The 18,463-nt window shown below is 38.4% G+C and carries 17 protein-coding genes and 1 pseudogene; all 18 read right to left on the reverse strand.

Annotated elements, in window-relative coordinates:
- Positions 1-33: 33 nt before the first annotated feature.
- The 18 genes and pseudogenes from OQ267_RS11700 to OQ267_RS11785 all read right to left on the reverse strand — a co-directional run bounded on the left by OQ267_RS11700 (position 34) and on the right by OQ267_RS11785 (position 18,411).
- Positions 34-1,533 (reverse strand): GH3 auxin-responsive promoter family protein, encoded by a 1,500-nt coding sequence (locus OQ267_RS11700; RefSeq protein ID WP_265836070.1) that lies wholly within the window; start codon positions 1,531-1,533, stop codon positions 34-36.
- A gap of 47 nt (positions 1,534-1,580) precedes the next feature.
- On the reverse strand, positions 1,581-2,408 hold the full coding sequence (locus tag OQ267_RS11705; protein ID WP_088302078.1) for a hypothetical protein: 828 nt from the start codon (positions 2,406-2,408) through the stop codon (positions 1,581-1,583).
- A gap of 112 nt (positions 2,409-2,520) precedes the next feature.
- Positions 2,521-3,489: a glycosyltransferase gene (locus tag OQ267_RS11710; RefSeq protein ID WP_265836071.1), complete on the reverse strand. Its 969-nt coding sequence runs from the start codon at positions 3,487-3,489 to the stop codon at positions 2,521-2,523.
- A gap of 72 nt (positions 3,490-3,561) precedes the next feature.
- Complete coding sequence (locus OQ267_RS11715; protein ID WP_088302076.1) at positions 3,562-4,512, reverse strand: glycosyltransferase family 2 protein; 951 nt, start codon at positions 4,510-4,512, stop codon at positions 3,562-3,564.
- A 172-nt stretch (positions 4,513-4,684) separates the two neighbouring features.
- The gene (locus tag OQ267_RS11720; protein WP_088302075.1) at positions 4,685-5,254 is read right to left on the reverse strand and encodes a DUF4199 domain-containing protein; all 570 of its coding nucleotides are present in this window, start codon (positions 5,252-5,254) and stop codon (positions 4,685-4,687) included.
- Positions 5,255-5,270: 16 nt separating this feature from the next.
- Positions 5,271-5,939, reverse strand: coding sequence for a hypothetical protein (locus OQ267_RS11725; protein ID WP_265836072.1), 669 nt, complete (start codon positions 5,937-5,939; stop codon positions 5,271-5,273).
- Positions 5,940-6,101: 162 nt separating this feature from the next.
- Complete coding sequence (locus OQ267_RS11730) at positions 6,102-7,358, reverse strand: dihydroorotase (protein WP_265836073.1); 1,257 nt, start codon at positions 7,356-7,358, stop codon at positions 6,102-6,104.
- Positions 7,355-9,394, reverse strand: coding sequence for a vWA domain-containing protein (locus OQ267_RS11735; protein WP_265836074.1), 2,040 nt, complete (start codon positions 9,392-9,394; stop codon positions 7,355-7,357). Before OQ267_RS11735 ends, OQ267_RS11730 begins: the two co-directional genes overlap by 4 nt.
- 55 nt (positions 9,395-9,449) lie before the next feature.
- The gene (locus tag OQ267_RS11740; protein WP_265836210.1) at positions 9,450-9,845 is read right to left on the reverse strand and encodes a TlpA family protein disulfide reductase; all 396 of its coding nucleotides are present in this window, start codon (positions 9,843-9,845) and stop codon (positions 9,450-9,452) included.
- A gap of 6 nt (positions 9,846-9,851) precedes the next feature.
- The gene (locus OQ267_RS11745) at positions 9,852-10,286 is read right to left on the reverse strand and encodes a hypothetical protein (protein ID WP_265836075.1); all 435 of its coding nucleotides are present in this window, start codon (positions 10,284-10,286) and stop codon (positions 9,852-9,854) included.
- A gap of 63 nt (positions 10,287-10,349) precedes the next feature.
- Positions 10,350-10,754 carry a hypothetical protein gene (locus tag OQ267_RS11750; protein WP_265836076.1) on the reverse strand — a complete coding sequence of 135 codons (405 nt, stop codon included), beginning with the start codon at positions 10,752-10,754 and terminating at the stop codon, positions 10,350-10,352.
- Between the two features lie 67 nt (positions 10,755-10,821).
- Positions 10,822-12,279, reverse strand: coding sequence for a nicotinate phosphoribosyltransferase (locus OQ267_RS11755; protein ID WP_265836077.1), 1,458 nt, complete (start codon positions 12,277-12,279; stop codon positions 10,822-10,824).
- 33 nt (positions 12,280-12,312) lie between these two features.
- Complete coding sequence (locus tag OQ267_RS11760) at positions 12,313-13,047, reverse strand: metallophosphoesterase family protein (protein WP_265836078.1); 735 nt, start codon at positions 13,045-13,047, stop codon at positions 12,313-12,315.
- Positions 13,048-13,049: 2 nt separating this feature from the next.
- Positions 13,050-13,591, reverse strand: a pseudogene (locus OQ267_RS11765) (RNA 2'-phosphotransferase).
- A gap of 8 nt (positions 13,592-13,599) precedes the next feature.
- The gene (locus OQ267_RS11770) at positions 13,600-15,081 is read right to left on the reverse strand and encodes an ADP-ribosylglycohydrolase family protein (RefSeq protein ID WP_265836080.1); all 1,482 of its coding nucleotides are present in this window, start codon (positions 15,079-15,081) and stop codon (positions 13,600-13,602) included.
- A 17-nt stretch (positions 15,082-15,098) separates the two neighbouring features.
- On the reverse strand, positions 15,099-15,941 hold the full coding sequence (prs, locus tag OQ267_RS11775) for a ribose-phosphate diphosphokinase (protein ID WP_265836081.1): 843 nt from the start codon (positions 15,939-15,941) through the stop codon (positions 15,099-15,101).
- A gap of 67 nt (positions 15,942-16,008) precedes the next feature.
- Positions 16,009-16,701 carry an NUDIX hydrolase gene (locus tag OQ267_RS11780; protein ID WP_265818661.1) on the reverse strand — a complete coding sequence of 231 codons (693 nt, stop codon included), beginning with the start codon at positions 16,699-16,701 and terminating at the stop codon, positions 16,009-16,011.
- A gap of 144 nt (positions 16,702-16,845) precedes the next feature.
- On the reverse strand, positions 16,846-18,411 hold the full coding sequence (locus OQ267_RS11785; protein WP_265836082.1) for a L,D-transpeptidase family protein: 1,566 nt from the start codon (positions 18,409-18,411) through the stop codon (positions 16,846-16,848).
- Positions 18,412-18,463 lie beyond the last annotated feature (52 nt).

Here is an 18,463-nt window from a genome sequence, read left to right on the forward strand (position 1 = left end):
GCAATGCCATATGGCAATTTAGCCATTTAACAATTAAACAATATATTTCTCCAACCCATCCGCCAATTTCCGGTCATTACTTAATCTTGGCACTTTATTTTGTCCGCCGAGTTTGCCTTCACTTTTCATATAATTAACAAAGGCATCTTTTTGTAACGTACGTATAATTAGGGGCTGAAGGATGTTACCCTCAATTAAATCAAAATAGTAAATATTTTTCTTTTGCAAAGCCTGATCCACTTTTTTACTAAAAGCAGGCATATTTTGTGGTGCAGTTGAAAACTCTACAAACCATTCATGATAAGGTAAGGCACCGCCTTCAGGGTTTACCTGTGGTGCTACTGTAAATTCTGTAATTTCTACTTTTTCGTCATTGGCCACACTTAATAAGGCCTGCTCCACTTCCTCGCCAATCACATGCTCACCAAATGCAGATATAAAGTGCTTAATCCGCCCGGTGACCACTATTTTATAAGGATTTTTAGAAACAAATTTTACCGTATCACCGATACTATAGCCCCATAAACCTGCATTAGTGTTCAAAACCAAAGCATAATTCACATCCAGTTCTATTTCTCCCAGCGATAGCCTGGTTGGGCGCTCATTATAATATTCATCTGCCGGAATAAATTCATAAAAAATTCCCGCATCAGCCAAAAGTAACAGGCCTTTATCGTTTTGAGCATCCTGATAGGCAATAAAGCCTTCTGATGCCGGATAGGTTTCTATCGCATCTATTTTACGACCAATACTTTGCTCAATTTTTGCCCGATAAGGTTCAAAATTTACCCCTCCATAAATAAACAGACTAAAGTTTTTGAAAATCTCGCTTATCTTTTTCCCATTTGTTTTTTCGGTGAGCTTATCGAAATACATTTGCACCCAGGGTGGAATCCCGGAAATCAGTGTCATGTCTTCGTGAAGGGTTTCCTCCACAATCGCATCCACCTTCTCTTCCCAATCTTCAATAATATTAGTACCATAAGAAGGCAATCGATTCTTTTGCAAATAGGCAGGAACATGATGGGCTACAATTCCTGATAAACGCCCTACATTAATTCCATTTTTTACATTCAATACAGGGCTTCCTTGCAAAAAAATCATTTTTCCGTTCACAAAATCGGTCTTTCCTGTTTCATGAATATAGGTAAGGATGGCATTCCGGGCAGCCTTAATGTGCTCTGGCATCGATTCTTTAGAAAGCGGAATGTATTTCACACCAGATGTGGTACCGGATGTTTTAGCGAAATAAAGTGGCTTGCCTTTCCAAAGCACATCTGCCTCGCCGTTTACCACACGATCTACATAAGGTTTGAGCCCTTCATAATCCTGTACGGGTACACGTTGTTTAAAATCACTATAGTCTTTAATTTCAGCAAAATGATGGTCCTTGCCAAAAGCTGTGCCCCTGGCTTCAAAGACGAGCTCTTTAAGAATTTTATCCTGGGCAACAACGGCATTCTTCTTCCACTTGTTGATCTGCCATACTGCAAATGCCGCAAATGGTTTACTTAATGCTGCTTTTAATCCCATAATTAATGATTGATTTTTGGATGATTAAACAATTGAATGCTTTTCCGTTAAACGATGTTATGTAAGATATCAGGATGCTCATCTCCTTCATACTCTCCTGCAATTTTGCGATAGGCTACCGTTAAGGCAACACTGGATAAAGGAACAATAATAAATGAACTTAAAATATTAACAACAAAAGCAACGAATGGCCAGTGTAACAGATTAAATAATAAATAAATCAGGTAGCCCCCACCCAAAACCAACAGCAGTAATAAAATCTTTGTAAAATTACCTTTGGTAATGGCCAGACTAAGTTTGATGGACTCAAATGGCGGGGCATTTTTATCAATAATAAAAAAGGGGAAAAAGGAAATCCTCAGCCAGGTGATAAACAAAGCCAGGATGGCAATACCTACAGCAATTTGTGTGATGATAACACCGGTGGTTTGGAAACTTTCTACCCAGCCAATCTTCACCAGATAACGTAATACCGGATCAAGCACATATAAAACCGGGAAAAGGATCAGTCCGATAAATAAAATACAGCCAATAAAATAAAGCGTAGCAATTAAAAACCTGATAATCTGTTGCCTGGTTGGGAGTGTACCAACAATCGTAACATCTTCATCTTCATTATCAATAAGGTGAAAAATATACTTAAAAAGCGAAAGATTGATGGTAAAGTATAACATGATGAAAATAACCACCATAAAAAAACTAAGCACCTTACTCACATCCTTAATAAAAAAAGCCATCAGGCTGGATGCGCTCGCCGTAATAAACATCAGAAAACATAGCGTGGCAATAGAAAAATAATGCTTTGTCATAATGCTCCAGGCCTTACGGATGACATCATTTACTGCAAATGTACTTTCTTTTAGATAGTTGATCATGTTAATTTCTGATTCTTATTTTTTGTTGCAAGGTGTTCGAATTCGGTATCATTCATTCATTTCCCACTAAACGTCTCCTTTCCTCTATTCTCTACTTCCTATTCCTCTGTCTTTATTTCCCTGAAAAAATCACTCTTTTAAATAAATCCTGTATAAATCCTAAACCATAGGCCGTTAACTGGATGAATGAAGATATTATGCTCAAAAATGCAACTTTTATAGATTTATTTACAGACCAGGAGTGAAAAAATATCAACATAAAATACAATAACACCATAAAATCCAAAATATACGCTAAAGGCGAATAGATTACATTCATGAGCAATGTTATAATCATACCGATTGTAGCCACTGCCGGAAAAAAATGAATCAGCTTTAACTCCCTTGGAAAGTGTTTATAAATATTAATTCTTGCTCTGCCAAAAAAGTGCAATTGTTTATAAAACTGCCTGAAGCTGGTCCGCCGCTTGTGGTATACTTTAGCCTCCGGAATTAAGCCAATTTTAAAACCATTTTCATGAATGCGGATACTGTATTCAATATCTTCGCCTAATCTGGTTAAAATAAATCCGCCAACCTTTTCCCATGCCTCACGGGAAACGCCCATATTGAAACTCCTTGGATGAAACTGCCCTACATGCTTTTTATTTCCCCTGATTCCTCCTGTGGTAAATGGAGAGGTCATGGCGTAACTGATGGCCTTTTGTACCGGCGTAAAACTTTCATGTGCTGCATCCGGACCGCCGTAGGCATCCAGCTGGTGTTCGTAAAGATAATTTTTTACGATTTCCAGGTAATCCGGCGGAACCAGGATATCTGAATCAAAGATAATGAAATAATCTCCTTCAGCCCTTTCAAAAGCATAATTGCGGGCAAAACCTTGTCCACCGTTTTCTTTAAAATAATATTTAATATCAAGCTGGTGGGCATAACTGTTTACAATTGCTTTTGCATCGTGAACAGAACCATCTTCAATAACCAGTACCTCAAACTGTAAATACGTCTGTTTGGTTAAAGTATACAAAAGTTCATCAATTTCTTGCGGACGATTGTAGAGCGGAATAATGATAGAGAAAAACATTTTGCAGAGGTTGAAGGTTGAGGGTATAAAGGTTGAACGTGTAGGCGGATTAAACTTCCGCCTTCAATCCTTCTACCTTAATTCCTTTTCAATCAGGTACTGGTTTCTTTCTGGTGCGTTTCGCGACAAAAGTTCGGCAATAAAACCAGCCAGAAACATTTGAGAACCCACTACTATAGCCACTAGCGACAAATAAAATAGCGGTTGTTGGGTTACATCACGATAGGCCAAACCATTCCAGATGAGGTATTGTTTTTCGATTAAGGTGTAAAGTGACATTACTATGCCGACTAAGAAACTCAATACACCCAGAGAGCCAAAAAAGTGCATCGGCCGTTTGCCAAATTTGCCAACAAAGAAAATAGACAGCAAATCTAAAAAGCCGTTAATAAACCGGCTGAAACCAAATTTTGTCGTGCCATACTTACGGGCCCTGTGTTCTACCACTTGTTCAGCAATTTTGCTGAATCCTGCCCACTTAGCAATGACAGGAATATAACGGTGCATTTCACCATAAACCTCGATGGTTTTGATAACATCGCTGCGATAGGCTTTTAAACCACAGTTAAAGTCATTTAACTCAATGCCACTCATTTTCCGGGTGGCGGCATTAAATAATTTAGTAGGCACGGTTTTGGTAATGGGATCGTAACGTTTCTTTTTCCAACCGGAAATCAGATCTAACTTTTCTTCTTTTATGCGACGGTATAATTCGGGAATTTCATCCGGGCTGTCTTGTAAATCGGCGTCCATGGTAATCACCACATCACCTTGTGTAGCTTCAAAACCAACATTAAGTGCTGCTGATTTACCGTAATTCCGCCTGAACTTTATTCCTTTAATGGCTGGATTTTGTCCCCTTAATGTTTCAATAACTTCCCATGATTTATCGGTACTGCCATCATCAATTAAAACAATTTCATAACTGAAATTATTTTCCACCATCACTTTATCAATCCATGCCGTTAATTCTGGCAGGGATTCATCTTCATTGAATAAGGGTACTACAACTGATATATCCATTTATTGGGTCTTTTCGTCATTGCGAGGAGGTACAACGAAGCAATCTGCTAAAATAAGATTGCCACACGCGTTGCTCATCCCTACGCTTCGTTCGCAATGATGCATTATTGAAAAACGTGCAAATCTCATCAAATTAAATGATAAAACCTGCACGTTCAAAATTTTATAAAACTTAACCTTCTGTTGGGAAGGTATTAAAAGTAACTGGTGGTTTTTTCTTTAAAATCGCAGCTAAAATTAATGAGATTACGCCATATGATGCGATTGAAACGCCGAAACTGGTAAAAGTATTTTTGAAACTAGGCTCTAGTTTTTCCTGCATGTTACCCGCTTTCGCCATTGCTTCATCAATTTCATCATTACCTAAACCAAATTTTTCCATCATTGCCCTTTGCGCGTCTTCAATGGCAGCAGCAGCTTTCGCCGGAAGATCAGGATCAATAAGCTTCATTAATACAAAATTATATAAGGTTGCGGTAATGGCTAATATTAAAGAAATGACTAAAAAGGCTTTAAATGCTTCTCCAAAAGTCCAGAAGCCACCAATTTCTTTACGGATATTAATTCCGGAAACAACCAATAAGGTAATAAATAAAATAAAAATACCAATTGATACCATGACATTGGTATATACCAAAACCGGGTTAATGAAATGCATGGTCAGTGATAATGCTATAGAAACAGCAGCCAGCATGAAACCATACTTAAGGGATAATTGGGAAATTTGAGCACTTTTGTCCATTGTAATGAAGTTTAATTTAGTTATTAATTGTTGTAATTAATATATAAGTAGCAGAATCGAACGATTTGTTACTGCTAAATTGAATTATTTCTTTGGTGGTGGTTGCGCTTCCTTCTACATCAAGGAAAAATACCATAAAGGGAACAAACAATTCCTGCATTTCTTCGCTAATACTTAAGGTTGGTGCTGTTTTGCAAATTTCCTCCACGCTCCCTTCAGCCAATTGCTGGTTACTGATCATTTCTTCGTAAATTTCAAATTCATCCTGAAACTCATCATCTTCCACTAATAAAAACTCTTTCAGGAAATCACCTAATTCAGGTTCAATATCTTCATCCTTACATTCTTTAATGTAAAGTAAAAGATTCAATAATTCTGTTCCCCTGTCAATGGTTTCTTCCTCAATTTTTGCCCATTCATCGCTTTCCAGGTAATCATCTTCGAGTTTCTGTACATCACTGCTGAAGAAATTCACCATTAATAAATCGAAAAATACTTCCCTTAATTCTTCAAATTTTGGGTGAGTATCGAAAACGGCATCAAATGCAGTTACTTTATCCAAAAATTTAGCATCAAGTTCAAACGCAGCGAGTAACTCCGTTTCAAAACCTTCAACATTGATTGCTGCAACTTCAGCATATTTATTTAGTGAAGCGACCAGCGCTTTTTTTACCCTGTTATCCATCTTTTTTAAATTTAAAGGAGTAAAGATAAAAGAGCAAAGATGAAAGCCCATGAGCCTAAACAAATCTTATCCCTATCAACTTTAATCCCTAATTTTTTTATTAGTTTCTAATCCTTGTTATTGCTGCTTAATCTTTGTTCTTTGCTCCTTGTTCTGACCTCCTTAATACTTAAGGAACTGCTTATTATTATACACTAAAGTCACTTTTCCTCTAAGCTCGGTACCTAATAAAGGACTATTTGCCGATTTAGAAAAATTACTTGATGAATTGTACAACCATTTTTCATTCGTGTTAAAAATCGTAAAGTTTGCCTTCTCTCCTTCTGCAATCACCGGAACGGCTAAATTTAATAATTTACGTGGATTAATGGCTAATTTCTCTGCAATTAGCCCAACGTCTAAACCAGCCTTTAATAATAAGGGAAGCACGGTTTGCAAAGCAATAATGCCATAATGAGCAATTTCGAATTCGACATTTTTAAACTCAATCTCTTCCGGACGGTGTTGTGAGGTAATGGCATCAATGGTTCCATCTTTCAAACCTGCAATAAGTGCTTTCACATCAGCTTTACCACGCAAAGGTGGCTTCACTTTGTAATTGCTGTCAAAGTCGGCTAAAAGTTCTTCGGTAAACACCAGATGGTGTGCCGTCACATCACAGGAAATCTGAACCCCCTCTTTTTTAGCTTTTCTAATCAAAGCTACGGCACCAGCGGTAGAAATATTACTCATGTGAATTTTCGTTTCATTATAGGTAGCGAGAAAAATATCGCGGGCAATGTGCATTTCTTCGGCTAATGCAGGTAACCCCTTCATGCCCAACAGCACTGAGTTCTTACTTTCGTTAATCTGTGATTTCCCGGCAATGGATTTGTTTTCCGGATAAACCATTAATAAGGCATCAAACCCTTTCGCATATTGAAGCGCACGACTCATAAAGCCATCATCCTGTAAGGCTTTATCGCCGTCGGAGAAAGCCACGGCTCCCGCCTGCTGCATATCAAACAGTTCAGCAAGTTCCTTTGCCTCCCTGTTCTGACTGATGGCCCCAACAGGTAACACATCAACCAGGTTGTTTTTGGCTTTATTAATAATATATTCTACCTGCGATTTAGATTGCACCACCGGGTTTGCCTGTGGCAATAAAGCAAGGCCAGTAAATCCACCTGCTGTAGCAGCGGCGGTAAGGGTTTGAATGTCTTCTTTAGTTTCGAAACCGGGATCTCCGGCTACGCAATTCAGGTCAAAGAAACCTGGTGTGAGGAATGCACCCGACGCATCAAAAATAGTTTCGTCCGGATGGGCTGTTAATTTACCTATGTTTTTAATTTGACCATCAACTACCCTGACATCACATTCTTGTTTGTTGAATTGACTTTGCGGGTCGGCAATGATTACATTCTTAACCAGGAGATTCATATTGTTCTTTTTGTGTTGTTAAAAAATCGGATAAGGAGTATTTCTGCTGCAATAAAAATCAGTGACAAAATTAAACAAAGTTTCCATAAAGTTTGCCCGATTTTATTGGCTCCGGCAGTTAGCTTTATGGCATCCTGATCGGTATCAAATATTTTTAAGCGACTATCTGCCGTCAGGTTCTTCAGTTCCGCTTTACTCAGGTAGTGCAGATCAGATTCTTTCCTATCGCTGTTGAAAGCATATACAGCAAGAATGGAATCGGCCAGACTAAGGTTGTAAAAACCAGCATCCCGAACCTGATCAGCTGTATAAATTAATGTTTTACCATCTACCTGCCGGATTTCAGGAATGGTTTCAAAGTCATTTGCCTTTAGCTTGAGGGTTTGATTTTTCCCCATAACGATCTTCTTTCCTGACAGCACATGATCAATCCCAAGATAATGATAAAGCGCACCTTCTGCACCACCACTTAAGGCGACACGATACATTAACGGCACAAAAACCGGATGACGGGCTAAATTACCGTCTGCAACATTTAAACCTGCCGCCGAAAGGTATACAGATCCATTCCCCATCCCATATTTGGCAAAGAACAGCTTCTTGCCGGGTAGGGATAAAATATTTTCCTTATTGACGGCATTCCTTTCTGCAAAGGAAAAATATCGGTTTGATACTGGTAAATCAAGATTTTTTGGTATCTCTTCAAAAACAGTTTTGAAAATGGGATGCTGAAGATCAATCTGATCTACCCTGGTTTCAGTTTTCTCCAGTTTTTGAATGACCGGTAAGGATAGGGCTGTTAGAAAAGTATTGTACGTTTGAATATCTGCATCAAGATCCGGAAAGATAACCACCAGACCTCCGGCATTTAAATAAGTTTTTAACTGCTGGGCTAAGCCTGTAGATGGATTTTGCAACCCATTCAGTACAATTAGACTATAATTGGTAAAGCCATTATAATTGACGTTCCGCTCATCATTTTCTGTAAGCTTATAATAATCATCGGCACCAAAAAGTGCCTTAATATAGTTTCCGGCGCGGGCACCGTTAATGCTTAACACCGGCAAGCTTTTATCCACTTTAAAACTAAAAGACAGTGCATCATCAAAAGTGACCGGAAAATCTTTAATACTCACTATCCCCTTTTGCCAGCCGGCACTTAACCCCGAAAAGTTTAGGGTATCTCGCATGGTTTGTTCTGCCGGAATAGTGACTGAGCCTAAACCTTTTTGCTGATTGTTAATGCTTAATTTGAGCGGGATATTTTTAGCTGTTTCCGGCGAATAGTTTTTTAATTGAACCACCAATCTTTCATTTGCACCAGGCTGATGATTGGGCGACAACATCCACACGCTATCCACAGCAACATTAGGCAATGTGCTGGCATTTAACTTAACAAATGCATATTGGATATCAGGATTTGTGTTGAGTCTTTTAGTTGCTGTAATGCTTTTCTGAAAATCGGATAGCACAAAAATATACGGATTGGCCGCACCGCTAAATACATTTTCCTGCCTGTTTAAAATTTGTTGAAGATTACGGGTAGTGGCCGAAATTTTCACTTCATCAAGAGCCTTAAGAAATTCTTCCTGATTTAACAACCGCTGATGCTTACCTTCAAAATCATTGGTTAGTAACTGAAAACGATCATTTATACCAAAGCCTTTTACGATTTCTTTTGCCCTTCGCCTCGCTTCATCAAACAGGTTACCATCTTTATTAATGGCTTCCATGCTGTAAGAATTATCAATATAAATGCTGACAATATTATTGTGCATCCCCCTTTTTTGCTGATTTACCGGGATAAAAGGCTGTGCAAAGGCCAATACCAAAAAGATTATGGCTAAAATCCGGGATAAAAGGATTAATACATTTTTTAGCTTTTCTTTAGATGAACGTTGCTGCTCTACCGTTTTCAGGAATTGGACATTGGAGAAATAAACTTTTTTAAATTTCCTGAAATTGAATAAATGAATGATAACCGGAATGGCAACCGATAATAGTGCGAAAAGAAAGCCCGGATACAGGAAATTCATTAAAAACCAAAGATAGAAAAATTATGTTAAGTGGCGAATTTCAATTGTAATAAACTCATTGAACTGCCAGCTGTTCCAGTACTTCTGAAATTGCGGTTTCGGTGTTGACTGTCTTAACCAGAATACCATTTTTATCCATCAAAAAGTGAGTTGGATAAGCAGCAACCTTTAATTTCTCTGTCATGTATTTATCCTGGCTAGGAACAGTTGCATATTCGAACTTTGTTTTGGTTAAAAATTCCTGAAGTGGCTTTTTATCATCAATTGCCAGACTCACAAATAATATATCTTTTCGATTGTTATATTTTTCGACCATCTTATTTAATTCTGGCATTTCTTTTACACAAGTGCTACAACCGATAAACCAGCACTTAAATAAGACAATCTTTCCTTTGGTATTTGCTGATGAGTATTCAACACCATTTATGTCCTTAAAATTAAATGCCGGAATGGGTTTTCATTCCATTTTAAAATAACGAAGTTCAGTTTTAGCATTAGCAGCAATAACGGCGCAACCATCTTTTGCGATATGAGCAGGAATTTTAACCAGCTTATAACTGCCACCTGAATTTTCAGTATAGATCAGAAGTGGTAAGAACTTCCCTGAAGTAAGTTTTCTTAAAAACGCTTCCTTTTTTATGGTTTTACCATCTTCATCAATAGCCGAAAAATCCCGATATAGCTTGACATACCGGTCATGGTAGTTCCAATAATGTGCAAAGTCAGAAGTTATTGAAGCTAAAGGATATTCGGGCTCTCCGTCTTCAGGCGTATTTTGTTTTACAGATAAAACTCGAGCGGATTCAGTTTTAGGTTTGTCGGATTTTGAATTTTGCGAGCACGACGCAAGGAAAAATGCAAATGAAATAAAAATGGTGATTAGGTTTCTCATAATTATAGCTGGTTGATCAAGAACAAGCTACAAATAATATTATAAACGAAGAAACCAGTTAGCCTAATATGAAAACCCCGGAAATTCAATATTAACAATTTTCCATCGGCCGTTTTGCAATGCGAAATATAACTTAAACGGGCCGCTGATAATTTTGGATTCTTTTTTCAGTACCGCCCTGAAGCCGGCCACCCCTTCTACAAAACCCATTCCTTTGCCACCATCAAGCAATTCATAATGGGTATCAATGATGTCATATCTTCCGCCAACATATTCATCAGATTGACCAAAAATACCTTTAAGCCGGGCTATGATCACCTGTTTATCCATCACTTTCTTACCCGGAAGAATAAAAAAATCACTCAGCTCTTCCGTAATCGTTTTGGATTGTTTAAACCATGCGTTCGTAAATCTGATCGCACTGTTTACGATATCGGCTCCATGATTGAAAGTTGATTTTTCTTGCATTTTTTAAGGTATCTTTCATATAATAACCGACCAACATTTTTGCCGGTCGGTTAAAAACTTGGCGAAGTTAACTATTCTTTAGCCTTTCTCTAATTTCAGCGAGAGAATAATCGATCAATAAATGACCATCTCTAAAAACTTCCTTTAATTCGCCCTGTGCTTCTTCTTCCCAGGTACATTGATCTTTTAACTCATATTCGCCTGCTGCATTTTTAAAAATCTGGAGTAAACCTTTTGCTGATTTTTTAGTACCATCATCGGTAATCGGATCTTTAAAAATTTCACGTCCAATGCCTGCTACTTCTCCATAGGTGGCTTTCATGGCAAAACCAAAAGTATCGCGGGTATTGTATTGGTAAGTGAACGAACCGATGCCGAAAACGACATTGGTAGAAGCAAAACCTTTTGCTTTTAACCGTTCACAAATTTGGGTGGCACGCTCGGTTGTAATGCTATCACCATAAATAGCACCAATTTGCGGAACCAATTCCTTATAACCTTTGTCGTTGGTTTTCCCTCCGAAAACATCCCAAAGCAATTCTATTACGCCTTTTAGCTCGTTTTCATCTTTACCATTCGGATTCCCGCAGATAATATCAACAGGATCTCCCGAATCTGGCCGAATGACTACCTTACCTTCTCTATTGATAATATCGTTCTTTAAGGCAGGTAAATATTCAGTAAGCACTTTCCACAAATCCCAGGTATCTGATACAATGGATACAATGCCCTTTGGATAAACTTCTAAAATCAACCTTTTAAAGGTCTCCAATTCCCCTGTATTGGTGCCCATACACATTACAGAGTGTTCGGTAGCTGCCACAGAACCGCCGATTAACTCCTCATCTGAATTTGCACGGTAATATTCTTCCAGGAAATCGATAGCCGGAATGGTATCCGTTCCGGTAAAACTTAGTAAGTGACCAGCGGCCGAGGTCACTGCTGCTTCGATTCCGCCCATTCCACGCATGGAGAAATCGTGTCCCTGCCAATCTACAAATTCCGGTACTGATGAGGTTTCCGCAGCATATTGATCCATAATTGCCCGGTATTGTTTGGCAATAGTCGCAGAGTTGCAAGGCAACCAAACCACGGCAGATAGCAATGTTTCAAAATAATTGGTCAACCAAAAGAATTCGGGCAAGGTGTTGTACATGGTAAACATCGGCACCCGAAGTGGCACCTCAGCACCTTCGGGCAATGATTTGAAAACCATTGGAATATAACCCAGATCGTGCAAATCTGTAATATGCTGCGTACCTACTAAATTTTCGCCAAGATAATTATTGATCCTTCGGGCATACTTTTTCAAAATTTCTTCTTTAGGTTTTGCGAAGAAATTCTGATTAAAATCTTCGATAATATATTTTTTAATAAAATACTGCAAACCAAAAAGAACAACATGGCTTACCTTATCCAACCTGCTTTTTCTTGGTGTCCAGTTTGAATAAACCAAGGTTGTATTTTCAGGGTATTGCCTGCGGTGATCTACTTTGTATCCGTCTGTTAATAATAATGGGTTCATGATATTTGATATTTATGGTTTCTGTTAAATTGGTTAATTTTTATTTCGTCCTGTTTCATTCGGATAAAGACTTGGCAATACATCACTTTGCCAGACCTTTTTCGTTTGAAGATCGAGGCAGCTGAGTTTACCTGTAAAAGCGGCGCCGGTATCGATATTCCAGACATTGCAGCCTTGCATCGGTACATTTACTCCGTAGTATAGGGTTGGCGTATGGCCGATATAGATTTCATGATAAAGCAGTAATCTTTTCGGATAGCGTGGCGAGTCCTGATGAATTTTGCTGTCTACCGTCAATGCCATTTCCCAAAGTGTTCTGTCCCAGGAATAATTGGAAGAATAACGTTCTTTCTCAGGACCATGCATAGAGGAAAATCCGGCATGAATGAAAAGATTATTTTGTTCATCAACATGGTAATCTTTCATCTTTCTCAAAAACTTAAGATGCGCTTGCTTTACTGAATCTGGCAGCTGTTGATAGCTTTCCATGGTTGATTTTCCGCCATGTGCAAACCAAACTTCATCAATAATCCCCTCCGAAAGCCAATCGATACACCAGGCATCGTGATTGCCTTTGATAAAAATGCAGGAATGTGTTTGCGCTAACTGGATGAGATAGTCAATTACCTGAGCGGATTCACTCCATCCATCTACATAGTCCCCTAAAAAAATTAACCGGTCATTTGTTGATACTTCAGCACGTTCAAATAACTGGGTTAGGGCTTTCAGGCCGCCATGAATATCTCCTATTACCAATGTTCTGTTCATATCTAGAATTCTATATATTCAGCAGGCACAACATCTGTAAGCCAAACGTTGTTGTCTGATAAATAAAATTTATATCCAGCGTTGTACATTGCACCGCTTTGAATAGTTAGAATTACAGGGACACCTCTCCTGCTTCCTACTTTATTTGCTGTATTTTTATCGGCACTTAAGTGAACATGTTGACGACTCATTTTTGCAAACCTTGCATTTTTATATTAGATATAAATTTTGCAACAGTACCATGATAGAGATATTCCAATGGTTTTGTTTCATTCAAATTTAATTCTACAGAAATAGAATGTCCTTGATTTGCCCTTATTTTAGTTTTATCATCATTAAATGCAAATCTCTTTTTGTCGTTATTTACAACAATATAATCGAGTAATCCAAAATCTATTTTATTATTATTCAGATTACATTGAGCGATTAATTCATCTACTTTTGCCCAACCATTATCATCAAGTTTTAGCGCTATTGCTTCCGGCGAATGCCTCAAAACAAAGCTTAATAGCTTACTGGTTTCTTTTATTATTTTATCGTTCATAGCATTAATTATAAACTAAGTTTCATTTTATCCCGCACTTCCATCAATGCGAAACCTAAAAGATTTAATCCCTTCCACCTAACCGGATTCTTCGCATTGGGATGTTCTTCTGGTAATCCAATTCCCCAAATGAAATCCACCAGACTTGCTTCTGCCAAGATCTTCTTCCCCGTATTGATCAAATAATCACCTAACACTTTGTGCTGGCTAAATTTATGAAAATTGCCTTCTCTTACGATTTCATATCTGTTTTCAGACCAGATGGCATCGTCATAATTACTTACTTGCCTGCCCAGGTTTTTAACTTCTTCCGGCGAGTTCGCCGATAAAATTTTGGCTAATGTAATTTGATCATTAAACAATGCTGCTTTCTTGCTCATCATCCAATGTTCAGCGGTTTTATATTCAACTTGATCCACTAGAAAAGGAGCATCCCACCATTGGGTTAAACAGGATTTGGTGAGCATTCCATCATTCGACACATGATGTTCCCAAAAGAAAAAGAATTCATCAGTCTCTTTAATGGCAGAAACGGTATACTTCTGACTTTTCATCAGCTTCATTTCCAGTTCCTTGCAAAGGTTCTCAATACCTGATCGCTTTACCAAAACATTTATCCACTCCTCCGGAATACCGTCAAAACCATAGATTAAACCTGCAAGTCCGCCGGCAATTGCAGCCGTGGTATCGCTATCTTCACCCAAGTTAACTGCTTTCAGCACCGCGTCTTCGTAAGATTGTGTGGTAAGAATACACCATAAACTGGCTTCCAAACTGTGCAAAACATAACCAGTTGAAGAAATTTCGGCCATAGCAATTGTTGAAATATCACCATCTAAAACCCGTTTAAAAAGATCAATTTCTTTGGGTTCAAAAGCATTTTTTTCAACAAACCGCTTAACTGCCGCCTGCATATTCTGGTAAGCCACTTTTTTATCACAGCCTTTTAATAATTCCAAACCATAAACCACATAAATAAAGCAGGCAAAAACAGAGCGGAAATGTGCATGAGTAATAGCAGACACTTCTTTAACCCGTTCATAGATCGTTTGAAGATCAGCTTCATGGCGGAAATAAAATACCATGGGTAAAATCCGCATTAAAGCACCATTTCCATTATCTGCTTCGCGATTACCGCCACACAAAACCGGATCGGTGCCTTTGGCAATTTCATTGATGGCCTTACTGGTTGCAATGCCAATATCAAATACTTCACCATGTGGTGTCCAGATCTCCGCACGATACCACTGAAGGAATTTCCGGGCCATATCCTGCAAGTTGTAACCAGAGCAAAGGCTCTCTGCCAGGCAAAAGGTTAGCGAACTGTCATCACTCCAGGTTCCAGCAGGTTGGTTATGGGTTCCAAAGCCTTCCATTCCGTTTACCGGATGTTCTGCTAAATAGGTTCTTGATTTAAACTCTGCGGGTACACCGAGTGCATCGCCAACCGCTAAACCAAATAGTGCGCCGTGAATAACCTTGCTTTTCATGTGATAGGATTTAATGTTTACTGATTTTGACTAAGATCTTGCAACTTGATTTGTGTTACGCCAGCATGTTCCACGCTTTTGATTGAATCCGTTGTAAAAATTTGTTCAAAGTATTTGCTCAGGTCATCAAAGCCTTTGCTAAAAATACCATGACTTATGGCCAGGTAAAGCTTGCCTGCGTTTTTTGCCTGAAGTGCTTCAGCCAAGCCATTGAATGTTCCACCACCATCGCAGATATCATCTACAATCAGACAATCGGCACCACTAAGATCTTCAGCATATACTTTAAAGCCGGAAAGTTTCCCTGTTTTCACATCCCTACTTTTAGAGCACTCTACTACCTCAGCACCACCTAAAAACTCAGAAACTTTATAAATTTTCTTCAGTGCGCCACCATCAGGTGAGATAAGTTTCACCTCTGATCCGATTTTAGCAATCACTTGCCTAATAAATTCATGATTGGAAATGGTAATGCAGTTGTTAAGCAATGCTGGTGTAACTTCGCTATGCGGATCGAAGACGGTAACGCTGGCCAATGCCAATGCATTGATGATGTCTGCATATACTTTTACGGATAATGGCTCACCAGGAATCATCACCCGATCCTGTCTCGCTGCCGGGAAGTATGGAATATAAAGGTGAATTTCCTTCACGCCCATTCGCTTCAGGGCATCAACTGTAATACAGATCAGACCTAAATCATGGAAAGAATTAATTCTTTGCGTAATGGTTACCGGCGCATCTTTATCGAAATCGTCAGCAATTTTAATGTGTGGTTCGCCACCTGCAAACAGGAAAGATTTGTAGCTTATGGCGTTGTTTTCGCCTAGCGGAGTAAAATCCGGATCTAAATTTATCATATATTTGCGTATTATTTACACAAATATAGAAATGATTTTTAAATCCAAAAAATAATTTGTGTTTATTTTACGCAAACCTAATGTCAAACTGGAAATTATCCTTTGAAAGTTGATTATATTTTGGCTTATCAAATGTAAAAAGCTTGCCTGGACGGCCACTAGCTCCTATTTTCACTACCTTTCCTGTTTCTTTAACAATTTCAAAACTGAGAATTTTTTTTCTGAAATTTCTTCTGTCGATATCTCTTTCCAGGATGGAACAATATAAATTTTCAAGGTCTGAGAATAAAAATTCCTGATCCAGGAGGTCGAACCCGATAGGCTGATAAGTTAATTTACTTTTTAAGCGCTGATGCGCCAGTCTAACCATTTCATCATGGTCGTATCCCAATTGCGGTAGCTGGTTTAAGGGAAACCATTTCGCATCTTTTGCATCTGTATCTGCTTTTAAAACAAAGTTCTGAGGATTTACCAAAGCAAAATAAGCGACAGAAACCACCCTGAACCGATCATCGCGATTGATGTCATCTCCAAAGGTACCCAACTGTTCAAGGTAATTTACATTTATCCCTGCTTCTTCTTTAAGCTCTCGCTCCACAGCTGCCAGTAAAGGCTCCTCATCTTTAACAAAACCGCCGGGCAATACCCATTTATCTGCCAGTTCACCAAAACGCTGCTGTACCGTCAGTACGTAAAGCGTCCCCTTCTCATAGCCAAAAACAATGGCATCAACAGCGATTTTAATATTTTGATCGATCATCCCTTATTTGTGTAAAAACAACACAAAGTTAAGAAATTTCATAATTCAGAGAACTGCCCTGGTCATTAATATAAATCAGCCAAACTAAGTGTACTCATAAAACAGATTAATAAAATTAAAATAACTGCAAATACGTCGATTAGCTTATAACCTAAACTTTTTCATCGCTCCCCAAAGTTTCATATCCATCTGATAAACATCCGGACGATATTCAATTTTATTATTTTGCGGCCAGGCAGTGATATAAGTAATCAAAATTGGAACTTGTTTTTTGGGCCCGAACCATGCTGGTTTTAATTGAAATGCCTTTGAAGTATCAGCTTTTGCGGCCATCCTCTTTTTATACCATTTGATGTGACTACTGTCTACGGGTGGCAAATCTACTTCTGCCCTTAATTTATCATAAGTATAAGTATCACCTACTAATTTTTCAGCAAATTCTAACGGTTTTTCTACCCGCACACAACCGTGGCTAATGGCCCGGTTACTAAGGTTAAAACCATTTTTATTATTCGTATCATGAAGGTAAATACTGGAACTGTTATCAAAGATAAATTTAAACTTTCCCAGGGCATTTCCACCACCTGATCCCTGCTTAAATTTAAAGGGTAATTTATCCCTTGAATACCGGCTCCAGTTGATCGTATCAGGCTCACCAATCAGCTTATCTTTATAGTAAACTTTGATGTTACTATTCGACAAATAATAAGGGTCTTTTCTAGCCATCCAATAGATCTCGCTCTGCGCAATACTTACCGGAATATTCCATACCGGATTAGCTTGAATAGAGTTAATTTTACTGAACAATAATGGGGTCTCATGATTCTTCGGTTTATCATCTAAATTGCCCGATTTAGCGAAGGCTTTCTGCTTATCTTCATACCCATTTTCGCGCTTGCCGCCCACACAAACTTTCATACTAATAACTGTATCTGTTTTATCAAACCAGGTAAGCCTGAAATCAGGAATATTAACCTGTACATAATTGGATCCGGTTTCAGGCATTTTCCAGCGAAAACGCTCCATATTCACCAGCAATATCCGCTTTTCAGCCTCATCAATTGTATTTAGATAAGCCTTTTGAAGCCCCTTATATTGTATAGATGAAGGTTGCACTTCCCTTAAGGTATCGAGCATGTTCTTAGAAGAAAGCAGCCTGATCATGCCTGCGCTATCTGGTCGCTTCACTTTAATATAGTACCTGGAAAAGATACTCCTTGGATTCACTACACCATACTTCAGGAAATTGTTGTAGTTTAAATATGCATTTGCAGAAAGTAACTCCAAACGGGCAATCACAGGGTAACTTTCGTCTACTTTCTTAAACTTGTTGTCAGAAAGCTGCTTCAGCAGCGCCTTAATCTGGCTAACTTTAAAAAGTTCTGGATTAAAACCATGTACTTTGCTGTTGTCCAAATAAGCGGTCAGCGAATCCAGTTCCCCGTTAGTGTAGAATTTTGTAACCAATTCCGGCGACCCATGGTTTTCCAGGTAAAAAGCTCTAATAGTCTTTGGATTGATGAAACCCTGATCAAGACTATCCATCGTTTTAACAAAAACGCTATCATATGCTATGGTATCAAAATCTTTGTAAATCTTGTTTTTAAAGTGTTCAGATAACACTTTTCCAATTTCAGGTGGCGATTTAAACCAGTTACAGGCCGAAACAGATATGATAAAGGGAATGATTAGAAAGCGAAAGTTTTTCAACACGTAATAAGTTAGTTCAACAGATTTAATTATCTAAAGGCTAAATGGCAAA

The organism is Pedobacter sp. MR22-3 (genome assembly GCF_026240075.1).
Taxonomy (GTDB): domain Bacteria; phylum Bacteroidota; class Bacteroidia; order Sphingobacteriales; family Sphingobacteriaceae; genus Pedobacter.

Coding starts and splice junctions, on each gene's coding strand:
- OQ267_RS11700 (WP_265836070.1), bottom strand. CDS start 1,533: ATGGGATTAAAAGCAGCATTAAGTAAACCATTTGCGGCATTTGCAGTA.
- OQ267_RS11705 (WP_088302078.1), bottom strand. CDS start 2,408: ATGATCAACTATCTAAAAGAAAGTACATTTGCAGTAAATGATGTCATC.
- OQ267_RS11710 (WP_265836071.1), bottom strand. CDS start 3,489: ATGTTTTTCTCTATCATTATTCCGCTCTACAATCGTCCGCAAGAAATT.
- OQ267_RS11715 (WP_088302076.1), bottom strand. CDS start 4,512: ATGGATATATCAGTTGTAGTACCCTTATTCAATGAAGATGAATCCCTG.
- OQ267_RS11720 (WP_088302075.1), bottom strand. CDS start 5,254: ATGGACAAAAGTGCTCAAATTTCCCAATTATCCCTTAAGTATGGTTTC.
- OQ267_RS11725 (WP_265836072.1), bottom strand. CDS start 5,939: ATGGATAACAGGGTAAAAAAAGCGCTGGTCGCTTCACTAAATAAATAT.
- OQ267_RS11730 (WP_265836073.1), bottom strand. CDS start 7,358: ATGAATCTCCTGGTTAAGAATGTAATCATTGCCGACCCGCAAAGTCAA.
- OQ267_RS11735 (WP_265836074.1), bottom strand. CDS start 9,394: ATGAATTTCCTGTATCCGGGCTTTCTTTTCGCACTATTATCGGTTGCC.
- OQ267_RS11745 (WP_265836075.1), bottom strand. CDS start 10,286: ATGAGAAACCTAATCACCATTTTTATTTCATTTGCATTTTTCCTTGCG.
- OQ267_RS11750 (WP_265836076.1), bottom strand. CDS start 10,754: ATGCAAGAAAAATCAACTTTCAATCATGGAGCCGATATCGTAAACAGT.
- OQ267_RS11755 (WP_265836077.1), bottom strand. CDS start 12,279: ATGAACCCATTATTATTAACAGACGGATACAAAGTAGATCACCGCAGG.
- OQ267_RS11760 (WP_265836078.1), bottom strand. CDS start 13,047: ATGAACAGAACATTGGTAATAGGAGATATTCATGGCGGCCTGAAAGCC.
- OQ267_RS11770 (WP_265836080.1), bottom strand. CDS start 15,081: ATGAAAAGCAAGGTTATTCACGGCGCACTATTTGGTTTAGCGGTTGGC.
- prs (WP_265836081.1), bottom strand. CDS start 15,941: ATGATAAATTTAGATCCGGATTTTACTCCGCTAGGCGAAAACAACGCC.
- OQ267_RS11780 (WP_265818661.1), bottom strand. CDS start 16,701: ATGATCGATCAAAATATTAAAATCGCTGTTGATGCCATTGTTTTTGGC.